We start from the raw sequence: 14,655 nt of genomic DNA on the forward strand, positions 1-14,655 counted from the left end.
ATGAGCCAGTTATATGCCAGCTTGTTTTATCAAAAAGACGTCACTGACATCTTTAGTGACTCATCTTTAATCACATATATGATTCAGGTTGAAGTTGCGTTAGGTCAAGCACAGGCAAAAGTTGGCGTGATTCCTCAAAATGCGGCTAATACCATTGCCCAAGTAGCTGAGCAGGCAATAGAAAAGTTTGATTTTCCAGCGTTGGCTGTAGCAACAGGCTTAGCTGGAAATATCGCAATTCCATTTGTAAAACAGCTTACGGCAATTGTTAAAGATGTGGATGAAGATGCTTCACGTTATGTGCATTGGGGCGCAACAAGTCAGGATATTTTAGACACAGCTTGTATTTTGCAATGCCGCGATGCGTTAAATATTGTGGAAGCACAACTTCAGCAGTGCTACACCGCTGCATTACAACAAGCTAAGCAATATCGCTATCAAGTCATGATTGGACGTACATGGTTACAGCAAGCTTTACCAATTACTTTAGGGCATAAGCTTGCTCGCTGGGCTTCTGCATTTAAACGGGATTTAGACCGTATTCAAGCAATGAAATCACGTGTACTTACTGCTCAGTTAGGTGGTGCTGTGGGTTCACTCGCTTCTTTGCAAGATCAAGGTTCGCTTGTAGTCAGTGCATTTGCTCAGCAACTGAATCTGACTGTACCGACAAGCACATGGCATGGTGAGCGTGATCGTATTGTAGAAATCGCAAGTGTGCTTGGCATGATTGTCGGGAATACGGGCAAGATGGCACGTGATTGGTCACTCATGATGCAAACTGAAATTGCAGAGTTATTTGAACCAACTGCAAAGGGTCGTGGTGGTTCATCAACCATGCCGCATAAGCGTAATCCAGTTGCAGCAGCTTCAGTACTTGCAGCAGCAAATCGTGTACCAGCACTTATGTCTAGTATCTATCAAAGCATGGTGCAGGAACATGAGCGTAGCTTAGGTGCGTGGCATGCAGAATGGTTAGCAATCCCTGAAATTTTTCAGCTTTGTGCTGGAGCATTAACTCGTACTGGTGAGGTTTTACAAGGTTTCGAAGTTAATGCTGAGCATATGCAGCAGAACCTTGACTGCACCAACGGGTTGATTATGGCAGAAGCTGTGATGATGGCGCTTGCTCCAAAAATTGGACGTTTAAATGCTCATCATGTTGTTGAAGCAGCTTGTAAAACAGCCGTGGCTCAAAAGCAGCATTTATCTGAGGTTGTTAGTCAGTTAGATGAAGTAAAAGAACATTTTAGTCAAAAAGAAATTTTGGAAATATTTAAAGCAGAAAACTATTTGGGCAACATTCAAGCTCAAATTGATGCTGTTCTGCAAGAAGCACAAGGAGGAGACATAAAGTGAAACAGCTTATAACCAACCGACAAGGGAAACAGCTCGCTGTATATACCGACGGATTAAAAGATGCTCCAGCACTTGTGTTATCTAACTCCTTAGGAACAGATCATGGAATGTGGCAGCCGCAAGTAGATGAGCTTAAAAGTCATTTTAATGTCATTACATACGACACACGTGGTCATGGCGAAAGTGATGTGATCGCTGAAACATCTTTACAAAATTTAGGTGAAGATGTTGCTGATATTTTAGATGCCTTAGATATTGAAAAAGCTCATTTTTGTGGCATTTCTATGGGCGGAATTACAGGGCTTTGGTTAGCTATCCATTACCCAGAGCGCTTTCTAAGCATTACTGTCGCAAATTCGGCGGCAAAAATTGGACAGGCTGAGGCGTGGTTGAGTCGCGCAGAATCAGTAGAACAAAATGGACTAGCTGAATTGGTTAAAACCACACATACACGTTGGTTTAGCGAAAAATTCGACTATCAACATAATGTGGTTGCACAAACGACGATTCAAAGTCTGGCAAACACACCAGCACAAGGTTATGCCAATGCGTGTCGTGCTTTAGCACATGCCGATTTAAGAGATGAAATTGCACAAATTCAAATTCCGGCACTGCTGGTTGCGGGGACAGAAGATCCAGTGACAACAGTAGTAGATGCCGAATTTATGCAGCGCGCTATCAACAATAGTCAGATTGCTAAATTGGAAGCATCTCATCTTTCTAATATTGAGCAACCGCAAAGATTTACTCAGGAATTGACTAGGTTTATTCAGCAAATCTAATAGCTTAGTGATTTAAAAGGAATTGGCCTTAAGGAGGCAAATATGGCGTCTCAGGATTACGCTGCACCAAATAAAAGTATCGATGCTCAAGCATTAATTAATGATGCTCCACTCAGTAAGTATCAATGGATGATCGCAATCATCTGTTTCTTAATTATTTTTACTGATGGAATCGATACTGCTGCAATGGGTTTTATCGCTCCAGCTTTGGCCCAAGATTGGGGTGTTGACCGCTCTCAGTTAGGCCCAGTGATGAGTGCTGCACTTGGTGGAATGATTATTGGAGCTTTGGTTTCTGGTCCGACAGCTGACCGTTTTGGTCGCAAAATCGTACTGGCTTTTTCGATGCTTGTGTTTGGTGGATTTACCTTGGCATCTGCTTATGCAACCAACTTAGATAGCCTTGTCGTTTTACGCTTTTTGACAGGTATTGGGCTTGGTGCAGCGATGCCGAATGCCACTACATTATTTTCTGAATATTGTCCAACACGCATTCGTTCATTACTCGTGACATGCATGTTCTGTGGCTACAACTTAGGTATGGCTACAGGCGGTTTTATTAGTAGCTGGCTCATCCCGACCTACGGTTGGCACAGTCTGTTTTTACTTGGCGGCTGGTCACCTTTGATTTTAATGGTTTTAGTGATTTTAGTTTTACCTGAGTCTTACCGCTTTTTAATTGTGAAAGGTAAGAATCCTGAAAAAGTACGCAAAATCTTAAATCATATCGCGCCAGCTCAGATCGAAAATGCGACTGCATTTCACGTACCTGAAGAGAAAACTGAAACAGCTCAAAAGAAAAATGTCTTTGGAATTATGTTTTCTAAACCATATGCCAAAGGAACACTTTTACTTTGGTTGACCTATTTCATGGGCTTAGTGGTTGTTTACTTGCTTACAAGCTGGTTACCAACGCTTATGCGTGAAACAGGGGCTTCCATGGAGCGTGCTGCATTTATTGGTGGATTGTTCCAGTTTGGTGGTGTGGTAAGTGCATTGTTCATCGGTTGGGCGATGGACAAATTCAACCCGAACCGAGTGATTGCTATTTTCTACTTTGCTGCAGGTTTATTTGCGATTGCTGTTGGTCAAAGCTTAGGAAACTCAACATTACTTGCAGTATTGGTGCTTTGTGCGGGTATCGCAATTAACGGTGCGCAATCTTCAATGCCAGCTTTAAGTGCTCGTTTCTATCCAACGCAGTGCCGTGCAACGGGTGTGTCTTGGATGACGGGTATTGGACGTTTCGGTGCGGTATTTGGTGCTTGGATTGGTGCCGTACTACTCGGTAATGATTGGTCGTTTACTGCCATTCTCAGTTTATTACTAATTCCAGCGACTGCTGCGGCTGTTGCTGTATTTGTTAAATCACTTGTTGCGCATACCGATGCAACTTAATAGAGGTCTATCACAATGAATGATGAACAACGCTATAAACAAGGCATTGAGGTGCGGACTGAAGTTTTGGGTGAAAAGCATGTGGGTCGGTCTTTGCAAAACTTAAATGACTTTAACCAAGATTTTCAAAACTTTATTAGCCGTTACGCATGGGGTGAGGTGTGGTCTCGTCCGGGCCTACCGCGTCATACACGTAGTTTAGTGACGATCGCAATTTTATTGGCGCTTGGTCGTGAAGATGAACTACGCATGCATTTACGTGCTTGTTTCAACAATGGTGTAACTAAAGAAGATTTAAAAGAGTTGATCTTACACAGTTCACTCTATGCAGGTTTACCTGCTGCAAACGCTGCAATGCATATGGCTGAAGAAGTCTTTCAAGAGTTGGGGATAGAAGTAAACCCAATTGCAGCGAAAGAACAGGATTAAGGAGATAAAGATGTCACAACATAGCTGGGGTGCTTACGCCCAACGTAATACAGATGATCATCCACCAGCGTATACGCCAGGTTATAAAACAAGTGTATTACGTTCGCCAAAAAATGCATTGATCTCTATTAACGAGACTTTAACTGAAGTCACTGCACCGCATTTTTCTTCAAATCTGTTTGGCCCAAAAGATAATGATTTGATTTTGAACTATGCCAAAGATGGTTTACCAATTGGTGAACGTGTCATTGTTCATGGCTATGTTCGTGACCAATTTGGCCGTCCTGTAAAAAATGCACTTTTAGAAGTATGGCAAGCCAATGCTTCTGGTCGCTATCGCCATCCAAACGACAAGTTTATTGGAGCAATGGATCCTAACTTTGGTGGTTGTGGTCGTACCTTAACTGATGAAAACGGTTTTTATATTTTCCGTACCATTAAACCAGGTCCATATCCATGGCGTAACCGTATTAATGAATGGCGTCCAGCTCATATCCACTTCTCTTTAATTGCTGATGGTTGGGCGCAGCGTCTGATTTCGCAGTTTTATTTTGAAGGCGATACGCTCATTGATACTTGCCCGATCTTAAAAACGATCCCTTCTGAAGATCAACGTCGTGCATTGATTGCACTAGAAGATAAAAACAACTTTATCGAAGCTGATAGCCGTTGTTACCGTTTTGACATCACTTTACGTGGCCGTCGAGCGACTTACTTCGAAAACGAATTGACTTAATCGGGAGCACGAGCATGAATAACTGGAATTTTCAGGAATTAAAAGAAACTCCATCTCAAACAGGTGGTCCTTACGTTCACATTGGTTTGTTGCCACAACAAGCAAATATTGAAGTGTTTGAAAACAACTTTAATAACCAGTTAGTACAAGACCAAACCAAAGGCGAGCGTATTCGTCTTGAAGGTCAGGTATTTGACGGATTAGGTTTACCGCTGCGCGACGTGCTGATTGAAATTTGGCAAGCCGATGCAAATGGTATTTACCCAAGTCAGGCAGATACGCGTGAGCAAAAAGCTGACCCAGCATTTCAGGGTTGGGGCCGTACAGGTGCCGACTTTGAAACAGGCGTTTGGAGCTTTAATACAATTAAGCCAGGTGCAACAGCAGGCCGCAAAGGTTCAACTCAGGCACCTCATATTGCATTAGTGATTTTCGCTCGTGGTATCAACTTAGGGCTTCATACACGTGTTTATTTTGAAGATGAAGCTGACGCAAATGCTAACGATCCAATTCTAAATAGCATTGAATGGGCCCCACGTCGCCAAACACTTATTGCAAAACGTTTTGAAGAAAATGGTGAAGTTGTTTACCGCTTTGATATCCGTATTCAAGGCGATGACGAAACAGTATTTTTTGATATTTAAGAAACACCTAAGGCTACACCTGATTATTCAAGGATACGTGTAGCCTTTTTAAGGATGAACGATATGAATATGAAAACATTATTAAGCCTAAGTTTGCTTGCACTCCCATTTTTTACTGCACAGGTAAATGCTGAACCTGTTGCTTTAGCTGCTCAAACACAACCTGCCGCTACAGCCGTTAAAACGATTGTTCCGATTACCGCAAAAACCAAAGAACAAGCTTTGGCACAAGCTCAAGTCATTGCAAAGACAGCAGATGCTGATTTGGCAGAGTTTCGTATCGATTTACTTAGTTTTGCGAGTGATACAAAACAAGTGATTGCCTTGGGTCATGAGTTGAAAAAGATTTTGGGCAATAAGCCAATGATTGCCACCATTCGTACGAAAAACGAAGGCGGCCAGCTTGAAATTAGTGATGTGGATTATGGTAAGACTTATCAAGCTTACTTAAAGAGTCCGTTCATGGATTGGTTAGATGTTGAAATGTTCCGTGATCAAAAAGTAGTTTCAGAAATTGTTCAAAAAGCACATCAAAAGAAAGTGCTGATTGTGATGTCTAATCATGACTTCCAAAAAACACCAAGCCAAGATGAAATTGAAAAACGCTTGTTAAAACAAGATCAAATGGGTGCAGATATTCTCAAAATTGCCGTAATGCCAAAATCTAAACAAGATGTTTTCATTTTAATGAACGCAACTTTAAAAGTAAGTCAGCAAACCACTAAACCATTGTTAACGATGTCGATGGGGCAACTTGGTACGATTTCGCGTGTTGCGACTACCAACATGGGCGGAAGTTATAGCTTTGGCATGATTGGTCAGGCTTCTGCACCGGGTCAAATTGATGTGACCAAGCTCAAACAGATTTTACAAACAGTTCAACCAATAAACCCATAAATCATAAGGATATGATGAAATGAATACATTACGTTTAACTACTCTTGCATTAGGTTTGATGGTTTCAGGCATAGCTGCGGCTCAAACTTATGTGGTTGACCGTTATCAAGACGATAGCAATAAAGGCTCTTTACGCTGGGCAATTGAACAAGCTAATGCAAACCCAGGCGAAGCTAGCGACATTTTGATTCAAGCAGTAGGCAAGGCGCCTTATGCGATTAAATTAAATAGTGCACTTCCTGAAATTAAAGCACCTGTCAAAATCATTGGTACTCAGTGGGATAAAACTGGCGAATACATCGCAATTGATGGTTCAAACTATATTAAAGGCGAAGGTGCAAAAGCTTGTCCAGGTGCAAACCCTGAGCAGTACGGCACCAATGTACGTACTATGACTTTACCAGGGTTGGTACTACGTGACGTCAACAATGTCACTTTAAAAGGTTTGGACATTCATCGCTTCTGTATTGGTGTATTGATTAACCGTTCAAGCAATAACCTCATCCAACACAACCGTATTAGTAATAACTATGGTGGTGCTGGTGTTATGTTGACGGGTGATGATGGTCAAGGTAACCCAACTGCAACCACGACCAATAACAACAAAGTTTTAGACAACATCTTCCAAGACAATGGTGATGGTTTAGAACTGACCCGTGGCGCTGCGTTTAACTTAATTGCAAATAACCATTTTGTTTCAACCAAAACAAATCCTGAACCATCACAAGGCATTGAAATTTTGTGGGGCAATGACAATGCGGTAGTTGGTAATAAATTCGAAAACTATTCAGATGGCTTACAGATTAACTGGGGCAAACGTAACTATATCGCCTACAATGAAATGACCAATAACTCGATTGGTTTCAACATGACAGGCGATGGCAACATTCTTGATAGCAATAGAGTGCATGGTAATCGTATTGGTGTTGCTATTCGTTCGGAAAAAGATGCAAATGCAAGAATTACATTGACTAAAAACCTGATTTGGGACAATGGTAAAGATATTAAACGCTGTGAAGCTGGCGGTTCGTGTGTACCAGATCAGCGTTTAGGGGCAATTGTATTTGGAGTGCCTGCACTTGAGCATGAAGGGTTTGTTGGCTCTCGTGGTGGTGGTGTGGTTGTTGACCCATCTAAACAGCAAAAAACATGTACTCAGCCAAATGAACAAGGCTGTAATGCTCAACCTAATCAGGGTATTAAAGCTCCTAAATTAACTGCGAACAAAGGTTCATTGGCTGTAGAAATTAATGGTTTACCAAATCAACGTTACCAAATTGAATTTTTTGGCAATCAAAATGCGGCATCAAAAGAAGCTGAGCAATATTTAGGAGCAATAACTGTTGCTACAGATGCACAAGGGATCGCAAAAGCAAATTGGAAGCCGTCTGTAAAAGTTGCCTCAATTACAGCGAATGTAACTGATCACGTTGGAGCGACGTCTGAACTTAGTTCGGCCGTGCAAACTAAATAATAACAATAAGGAAAGCGCCTCAACCTGAGGCGCAGCATAGAAATATAGAAATGATAAAAGGGATTTGAAATGCCAAATTTAATGAAATTGAGTGTTTTAACACTCGCTGTATTAGGTAGCCAATTTGCGCTCGCGAATGAGTCTTGGTCACAAGACCGTCAATGGTTGTTAGGCGACTGGAATGGAAAACGCCAGCAATTAGAGCAGCAGGGCTATAAATTTACAGCTTCTATTATGAGCCAAAGTGCTACAAATTTAGATGGTGGTTACAACGACAGCAATACTTTTGAAAATGCTGCGCAACTTTCTTTAGGTGCAAACTTCGATTTAGAAAAAATCGCTGGATGGAAAGATACAACAGCGAGCCTAGTCGTGACTAAACGTGACGGCAATGCACTAACTCTCGAGCGTATTAAAGACCCACGTTCTAGCCAATTGGGCAATGCTCAAGAAATTTACGGACGCGGTAAAATCTGGCGTCTGTCTCAAGCGTGGGTGAAGAAGGGTTTTGTTGATAATACTGTACAGGTCAAATTTGGTCGTATGGGGATGTCAGAGGACTTTAATAGTTCTCAATGTGAATTTCAGAACTTATTGCTCTGCGGTGGGCAGTTAGGAAAATCAATTGGTTCAATTTGGTATAACTCACCAGTAGGTGTTTGGGCGACAAACGTTAAATATCAGTTTGCACCTGAATGGACTTTCGGGTTGGGTGTGTATGAAGTAAATCCAGACAACATTAAAACCGAATCAAATAGTGATGGTTTTAATCTGGATATGAACAATGTGAAGGGTGCAACCATACCGGTTGAGCTGGCGTGGAAACCAAAACTTGCTGCCTTTAATGGTTTGCCGGGTGAATATAAAGTAGGTGCACTGTATTCAACCGCAGAAGCCAATGATATTAAAACTGCCGGTAAAGTGCATGACGGAAAACAAAGCTTCTGGATTAATGCACAACAACAACTGACGAATAAAGGCCAAGATCCGAAACGCGGTTTATATATCAGTTTTAATGGTGTTGTAAATGATAAAGCAACTACCTTCGTTCAAAGTACGCAACAGCTTGCTCTTTGGTATAAGGGGCCGTTTGATAGCCGTCCAAATGATTCGATTGGTTTTGGTATAGCCAATTATATAGTTAATGACCGTGCTAAAGATAAGCAGATCGCAACAAATGAAAGTCGTGGATACTATAGCTATGATTCGATTGCATCTGACTATATTCCAATTCAAGACGACGAATTAAATGTCGAGTTGAACTATACCTACCAATGGTCTCCAGCCGTCATGTTACGTCCAAACATTCAATATATTCATCAACCTGCTGGTGTGAAAGAAGTCGATGATGCTTGGGTGGCAGGCCTGAGTGTAAAAGTTAATTTTTAACAATATTGATGGCTGGTTAGACATAGTTTAACTGGCCCAAATGCTTGAACTATTCGGGTTCAGTATATGTGGAGTAGGATCTATGTCTGAGTCAGATTCTAAGTTTCATATCTTATTCAAAATATGGTGTTTTATATTAGGTCTAGTTTTATTGGCTACTGGTGTTTTTTACATCGTAGGTGGTGGAAAGCTAGTATCTCTTGGTGGTTCTTGGTATTTCCTTATCTCAGGACTGTTTATAACCATTTCAGCAATTAGTATTTTCCGAAAAAAAGCGCTGGGCGTCTGGATTTTTGCAGCTGTTTTTGTTGGTACCGTAATCTGGTCATTTATTGATGCAGGCTGGGAATTTTGGCCGTTATTCTCGCGGTTAATGTTTCCTGCTGGTCTTTTTGCCGCACTGCTATTTACCTTACCTTCAATTCGACGTTACCAATTTCAAACGAGCTTGGCATCTTCATCTTATGCTGTAGGTGGATTAGTTGTTGTGGGTATGTTGATTGCGCTCTATCAAATGTTCCAACCGCATCCAACAGTAGCAAGTTCAGGTGAAAAACTACCTTTAGTACCAGTTGATCCTGCTAAAAAACAGGTAAATTGGGAAAATTATGGTAATGATGCAGGCGGTAGCCGCTTTGTTGCTCTCGATCAAATTAACCGAGATAACGTTCATAAACTAAAAGAAGCTTGGCGTTTTAGAACAGGTGATTTCACAACGGGTAGCGGTAATGGTGCTGAAGACCAAATGACACCGCTACAGGTTGAAAATAGAGTCTTTTTATGTACACCACATAACAATATTTTTGCGATAGATGCTGACTCGGGCAAACAACTCTGGAAAGCTGAGGTGAACTCTACAGCTGATGCTTGGGAACGTTGCCGTGGTGTTGCATACTTTGATTCAACTAAACCGCTTGTACAACCAACTTTAGCGGGTGCAAATGCAGTAACTACGGTTGCAACCAATACAGCATGTCCACGCCGTGTATATACCAATACACCTGATGGTCGTTTAATTGCAGTCAATGCAGATAACGGTCAGCGCTGTGCTGATTTTGGTGTAAATGGAACGGTTGATTTGCTAGAAGGTCTTGGGGCTGGAACAAAAGCGCCACGTTTTGAAGTGACTTCTGCACCGACTATTGCGGGTACAACCATTGTGGTGGGTAGCCGTATTGCCGACAACGTAGCCGCAGATATGCCGGGCGGTGTTATTCGTGGTTATGATGTGATTACGGGTAAACTTCGCTGGGCATTTGACCCGCGCAATCCAAACCCGAACTATGTACTTAAACCAGGTGAAACCTATAAACGTAGTTCGGCAAACTCATGGGCTGCAATGTCATATGATCCGCAAATGAATACGGTGTTCTTACCTATGGGTAGTTCATCTGTCGACATTTGGGGTGGTAACCGTAATCCGTTAGATCATAAATACAATACTTCTGTGTTAGCACTTGATGCGACAACAGGTAAAGAGAAGTGGGTATATCAAACTGTTCATAACGATTTATGGGACTTTGACTTACCAATGCAACCGAGTCTAGTCGACTTCCCATTAAAAGATGGTACGACAAAACCAGCTGTTGTTATTGGAACCAAATCAGGCCAATTCTTTGTTCTTGACCGTGTAACGGGGAAACCGCTGACTAAAGTGATTGAACAACCAGTTAAACCTGCCAATATCCCGGGTGAACAATACAGCTTAACTCAACCTCGTTCAGTTGAAATGCCTCAAATTGGTAATCAGACTTTAACTGAATCAGATATGTGGGGTGCAACGCCGTTCGATCAACTGATGTGTCGTATTAACTTTAAGTCAATGCGTTACGAAGGCCTCTTTACTGCACCGGGTACTGATGTTTCATTAAGCTTCCCAGGTTCTTTGGGCGGTATGAACTGGGGTAGCATCGCTTTTGACCCGACTCATCGTTATATGTTCGTGAACGATATGCGCCTTGGCTTATGGATTCAATTGATGGAACAAACTCCAGAGGACATTAAGATTCAGGCAAATGGTGGAGAGAAAGTAAACACAGGTATGGGTGCTGTACCAATGAAAGGCACACCGTATAAAGTGAATAAAAACCGCTTTATGTCAGCACTAAGCATTCCTTGTCAGAAACCACCATTTGGTACGATGACTGCGATTGATTTGAAAACTCGTCAAATTGCATGGCAAGTACCACTCGGTACGGTTGAAGATACTGGACCTATGGGAATTAAGATGGGCTTAAGAGCACCGATCGGTATGCCAACTATTGGTGGTCCGATGGCAACTCAAGGTGGTTTGGTTTTCTTTGCTGCAACACAAGACTACTATTTACGTGCATTTGATTCATCTACAGGTAAAGAACTGTGGAAATCACGCATGCCAGTAGGTAGCCAAGGTACTCCAATAAGCTATGTTTCACCTAAAACGGGTAAACAATATGTGGTTGTTACCGCGGGTGGAGCACGTCAATCACCAGATCATGGCGATTATGTGATCGCTTATACTTTAGAGTAATAATTAAATGAGGCAAAAGAGAGAATTTCTCTTTTGCCTTTATCTTTAATATATTTTTTATATAAATGCATAAAAGTAAACTCTACATTTTTAACAAGATAGCTTTACCAAATAGTAAAAAAATGCTTGAAGTTATTGTCAAACTTAAAATATTCCTAAAAGTAATTCATCTTGAACACTAGACACAGTCGAACTATTAAGCATTTTTTTATAATGTTTTACCTATAAATAAAAGACAAGTATTTATTAAGTTTTGTTTAACTTAACGTTGTGAATTTTAATTAGAAATAAACATTATCAAGTTTTTGATAGAAAAATTTAGGTTATTTTTGTTGGAAAAATGAGCGTAAATATATACTTATATTATATTTATATAATTTATTGGGTTGCGTTAGAATGGTCGTCGCAGGTTATTACTATCCAGTAATAATTTGTATTTCAGGAATTTAAGCTCTTTTTAGCTTAAGGCTCATCGCAAGATGAGCCTTTTTTTATGACATGACGAAAGCTATTTTTAATTACTATTAAAATAGCCTAAGTAAAATTAAGCGAATAAATGCCGATGAGAATCACAAAAAATAGTCTTTAATGACAAGAAGTATATGATTTGTTAAATTAAAGCCACTTGATAATAATAGGTGATGTAATGAGATTTTTGGTTCTTGCAACTTTATCTGGTTTAGCTTTGATGGGTTGTGCTTCTGTTCAGCAAGCACCGAATACACAAGAGACAATTCGTTATGCTTCTAGCCCATGCTTTGGCGCTTGTCCGATTTATTCTGTAGAAGTAACACCTACAGGTTTAATTCGCTTTGAAGGTAAACAATACACTAAGGCTATAGGCGTTAAAGAAATTCAAGGTAGCGTAAAAGATTATAAAAAACTTGCAGATGATCTAAAAACTTATCGCCCTGAAACAGGTACACAATCAAAAACTGCGGGTTGCCAGCAAACAGCGACCGACATGTCTAGCTACTACATTACTTGGATTCAACCTAATGGCACAGAAACTAAATTAAGCCATTACACAGGTTGTATCTCTCCAGCAAATAATAGATTGAACAAAGTAATGGAAAAACTACCTGAACAATTAGGCATTAAAGATCTAATTTAATGATAAAAGCCCCAAAATCTTGGGGCTTTTTCTTGTTAAGAAGAATTATAAACTTAAAAGTTTTACTTTAAGTATTCCTAAACAAATCAGCGTATAATACATATTATAAAAATGTATATTGTAAAGCGTGGTTATATGTCAAATATTGTCTATGCCTTTTTGGGTGGTTTATTACTAGGCATCGCAACAGTTGGATATTTATATATAAATGGCCGTATAGCCGGAATTAGTGGTTTGCTTGCTCAAATCATTAATCCTACTAAAGATACTTTTAAAAGTTCTGCATTCTGGTTTATTGCGGGACTTGTGCTTACACCTTTCATATATGGTTATTTTTATCACCCTGAAATTGAAATTAAAGCCAATTCATTTGCACTTATTCTAGCAGGTGTACTTGTAGGCTTTGGTACTCGGCTTGGATCAGGCTGTACAAGTGGCCATGGCATTTGTGGTATGAGCAGGCTATCAAAACGCTCGATGATAGCGACAGCAGTTTTTATGTTTGCTGGCATATTAACGGTTTATATCATTCGTCATGTGTTGGGGTAGTCTTATGAAAAATATTTTTGCTTTTTTATTTGGTAGCTTATTTTCATTAGGTTTGATGATCTCTGGAATGTCTAATCCAGAAAAGGTGTTAGGTTTTCTAGATATTTTTGGGCAGTGGGATATTAGCTTAATGTTTGTAATGTTAGGTGCTATTGCTGTGGCATTTATTCCATTTCAAAAGGCTATAAAAAGTCCTAAAACACTCTTTAATGAACAAATTCAATTACCAACAAATACACAGATTGACCAAAGGTTAATTGTGGGCGCTTTTATTTTCGGTATAGGCTGGGGAATAGCTGGTATATGTCCAGCGCCTGCTTTAACGCTTATTGGGTTAGGACATTTTGAAGCGCTTTATTTTATTGTCGCAATGTTATTAGGAATGTTTATTTACCGAATTTTAAATAAAGGAAATTAAGCCTATGCAACAACCTCTAGTAAAAGATTTTTTTGATGAAAACACCAATACTTTTAGCTATGTTGTTGCGGATTTAGCGACTCTTCAATGCACTATTATTGATAGCGTGCTTGATTACGATGCCGCATCGGCCACTACAAAAACAACCAATGCTGATCTGATTGTCGATTATGTCTTGGCTCAAAACTTCAAAGTACAATGGATTTTAGAAACCCATGTACATGCCGACCATATGACCGCGGCTCAATATTTAAAATCTAAATTGGGCGGTACAATTGCGATTAGTCAAAAAATCTCGGTAGTACAAGAAACATTTTCGGCTATCTATAATTTTGATTTTAAGAAATTTAATGAAAATCAGCCCTTTGATTATTTATTCGAAGATTATGAAAATTTCAAAATCGGGGAGATAGAAGCCTATAACATTCCTACACCAGGGCATACACCTGCTTGCTTAAGCTATGTGATTGATGATGCTGTTTTTGTCGGGGATACCTTATTTATGCCTGATTATGGTTCGGCCAGATGCGACTTTCCTAAAGGAAGTGCTGCCGAGCTTTATGATTCAGTACAAAAGCTTTATACACTTCCCGACAATATGCGCATGTTTCTATGCCATGACTATAAGCCTGAAGGTCGTGATGAATATGTCTGTCAAACAGATATAAAAACTCAAAAGCAAAGCAATATTCATTTAAATCGACGCGTTTCCAAAGAATCATTCATAAAAATGCGCCAAGAAAGAGATGCAACTTTGGCAATGCCAAAATTAATTCTGCCTTCAATTCAAATTAATATGAATGGTGGAAATTTTCCGGAACCTGAAGCGAATGGCATCCGTTATTTGAAAATCCCTTTCAATTACTTTTATAAATAGCCTAAGCATTTATTCAGGATCGTTCAATCTATTCAAATAGCCTAAGTAAATAGTAAAATTGACCCTATCAAAATAGCCTA

The 14,655-nt window shown here is 40.1% G+C and carries 14 protein-coding genes; all 14 read left to right on the plus strand.

The genetic code is table 11. The annotated features are described in order from the left end of the window. The 14 genes from pcaB (at window position 1) to SOI76_RS07985 (ending at window position 14,575) form a co-directional block, all read left to right on the plus strand. Window positions 1-1,359 carry a 3-carboxy-cis,cis-muconate cycloisomerase gene (pcaB, locus tag SOI76_RS07920; protein WP_104078788.1) on the plus strand — a complete coding sequence of 453 codons (1,359 nt, stop codon included), beginning with the start codon at window positions 1-3 and terminating at the stop codon, window positions 1,357-1,359. Next, window positions 1,356-2,141, plus strand: coding sequence for a 3-oxoadipate enol-lactonase (gene pcaD, locus SOI76_RS07925; protein WP_104078787.1), 786 nt, complete (start codon window positions 1,356-1,358; stop codon window positions 2,139-2,141). Before pcaB ends, pcaD begins: the two co-directional genes overlap by 4 nt. Window positions 2,142-2,183: 42 nt before the next feature. Beyond that, window positions 2,184-3,539: an MFS transporter gene (gene pcaK, locus SOI76_RS07930; RefSeq protein ID WP_104078786.1), complete on the plus strand. Its 1,356-nt coding sequence runs from the start codon at window positions 2,184-2,186 to the stop codon at window positions 3,537-3,539. Between the two features lie 15 nt (window positions 3,540-3,554). After that, on the plus strand, window positions 3,555-3,968 hold the full coding sequence (pcaC, locus tag SOI76_RS07935; RefSeq protein WP_104078785.1) for a 4-carboxymuconolactone decarboxylase: 414 nt from the start codon (window positions 3,555-3,557) through the stop codon (window positions 3,966-3,968). A gap of 10 nt (window positions 3,969-3,978) precedes the next feature. Next, window positions 3,979-4,704 carry a protocatechuate 3,4-dioxygenase subunit beta gene (gene pcaH, locus SOI76_RS07940; protein WP_000077913.1) on the plus strand — a complete coding sequence of 242 codons (726 nt, stop codon included), beginning with the start codon at window positions 3,979-3,981 and terminating at the stop codon, window positions 4,702-4,704. 14 nt (window positions 4,705-4,718) lie between these two features. Then, window positions 4,719-5,348, plus strand: coding sequence for a protocatechuate 3,4-dioxygenase subunit alpha (pcaG, locus tag SOI76_RS07945; RefSeq protein WP_104078784.1), 630 nt, complete (start codon window positions 4,719-4,721; stop codon window positions 5,346-5,348). Window positions 5,349-5,417: 69 nt separating this feature from the next. Next, window positions 5,418-6,245, plus strand: a complete 828-nt coding sequence (gene aroD, locus SOI76_RS07950; protein ID WP_104079229.1) for a type I 3-dehydroquinate dehydratase — start codon at window positions 5,418-5,420, stop codon at window positions 6,243-6,245. Between the two features lie 19 nt (window positions 6,246-6,264). Next, window positions 6,265-7,719 (plus strand): nitrous oxide reductase family maturation protein NosD, encoded by a 1,455-nt coding sequence (gene quiC, locus SOI76_RS07955; protein ID WP_104078783.1) that lies wholly within the window; start codon window positions 6,265-6,267, stop codon window positions 7,717-7,719. 69 nt (window positions 7,720-7,788) lie between these two features. Next, entirely contained in the window at window positions 7,789-9,108 is a 1,320-nt protein-coding gene (gene quiX / locus SOI76_RS07960; RefSeq protein ID WP_104078782.1) for a carbohydrate porin, read from the plus strand. Between the two features lie 82 nt (window positions 9,109-9,190). Continuing rightward, window positions 9,191-11,617, plus strand: coding sequence for a glucose/quinate/shikimate family membrane-bound PQQ-dependent dehydrogenase (quiA, locus tag SOI76_RS07965; RefSeq protein WP_104078781.1), 2,427 nt, complete (start codon window positions 9,191-9,193; stop codon window positions 11,615-11,617). Between the two features lie 655 nt (window positions 11,618-12,272). Continuing rightward, window positions 12,273-12,731 (plus strand): DUF6438 domain-containing protein, encoded by a 459-nt coding sequence (locus tag SOI76_RS07970; RefSeq protein ID WP_014206923.1) that lies wholly within the window; start codon window positions 12,273-12,275, stop codon window positions 12,729-12,731. Between the two features lie 135 nt (window positions 12,732-12,866). Further along, on the plus strand, window positions 12,867-13,280 hold the full coding sequence (locus SOI76_RS07975; RefSeq protein ID WP_104078780.1) for a YeeE/YedE family protein: 414 nt from the start codon (window positions 12,867-12,869) through the stop codon (window positions 13,278-13,280). 4 nt (window positions 13,281-13,284) lie between these two features. Beyond that, window positions 13,285-13,698 carry a YeeE/YedE family protein gene (locus SOI76_RS07980; protein ID WP_032003759.1) on the plus strand — a complete coding sequence of 138 codons (414 nt, stop codon included), beginning with the start codon at window positions 13,285-13,287 and terminating at the stop codon, window positions 13,696-13,698. Between the two features lie 4 nt (window positions 13,699-13,702). Then, window positions 13,703-14,575, plus strand: coding sequence for an MBL fold metallo-hydrolase (locus tag SOI76_RS07985; RefSeq protein WP_104078779.1), 873 nt, complete (start codon window positions 13,703-13,705; stop codon window positions 14,573-14,575). The last annotated feature ends 80 nt before the right edge of the window (window positions 14,576-14,655 follow it).

This window comes from Acinetobacter pittii, assembly GCF_034064985.1.
Lineage (GTDB): Bacteria > Pseudomonadota > Gammaproteobacteria > Pseudomonadales > Moraxellaceae > Acinetobacter > Acinetobacter pittii_H.

Bases quoted from the DNA above. Each gene is read 5' to 3' on its own strand.
- pcaB (WP_104078788.1), top strand. From the start codon at position 1: ATGAGCCAGTTATATGCCAGCTTGTTTTATCAAAAAGACGTCACTGAC.
- pcaK (WP_104078786.1), top strand. From the start codon at position 2,184: ATGGCGTCTCAGGATTACGCTGCACCAAATAAAAGTATCGATGCTCAA.
- pcaC (WP_104078785.1), top strand. From the start codon at position 3,555: ATGAATGATGAACAACGCTATAAACAAGGCATTGAGGTGCGGACTGAA.
- pcaH (WP_000077913.1), top strand. From the start codon at position 3,979: ATGTCACAACATAGCTGGGGTGCTTACGCCCAACGTAATACAGATGAT.
- pcaG (WP_104078784.1), top strand. From the start codon at position 4,719: ATGAATAACTGGAATTTTCAGGAATTAAAAGAAACTCCATCTCAAACA.
- aroD (WP_104079229.1), top strand. From the start codon at position 5,418: ATGAAAACATTATTAAGCCTAAGTTTGCTTGCACTCCCATTTTTTACT.
- quiC (WP_104078783.1), top strand. From the start codon at position 6,265: ATGAATACATTACGTTTAACTACTCTTGCATTAGGTTTGATGGTTTCA.
- quiX (WP_104078782.1), top strand. From the start codon at position 7,789: ATGCCAAATTTAATGAAATTGAGTGTTTTAACACTCGCTGTATTAGGT.
- quiA (WP_104078781.1), top strand. From the start codon at position 9,191: ATGTCTGAGTCAGATTCTAAGTTTCATATCTTATTCAAAATATGGTGT.
- SOI76_RS07975 (WP_104078780.1), top strand. From the start codon at position 12,867: ATGTCAAATATTGTCTATGCCTTTTTGGGTGGTTTATTACTAGGCATC.
- SOI76_RS07980 (WP_032003759.1), top strand. From the start codon at position 13,285: ATGAAAAATATTTTTGCTTTTTTATTTGGTAGCTTATTTTCATTAGGT.
- SOI76_RS07985 (WP_104078779.1), top strand. From the start codon at position 13,703: ATGCAACAACCTCTAGTAAAAGATTTTTTTGATGAAAACACCAATACT.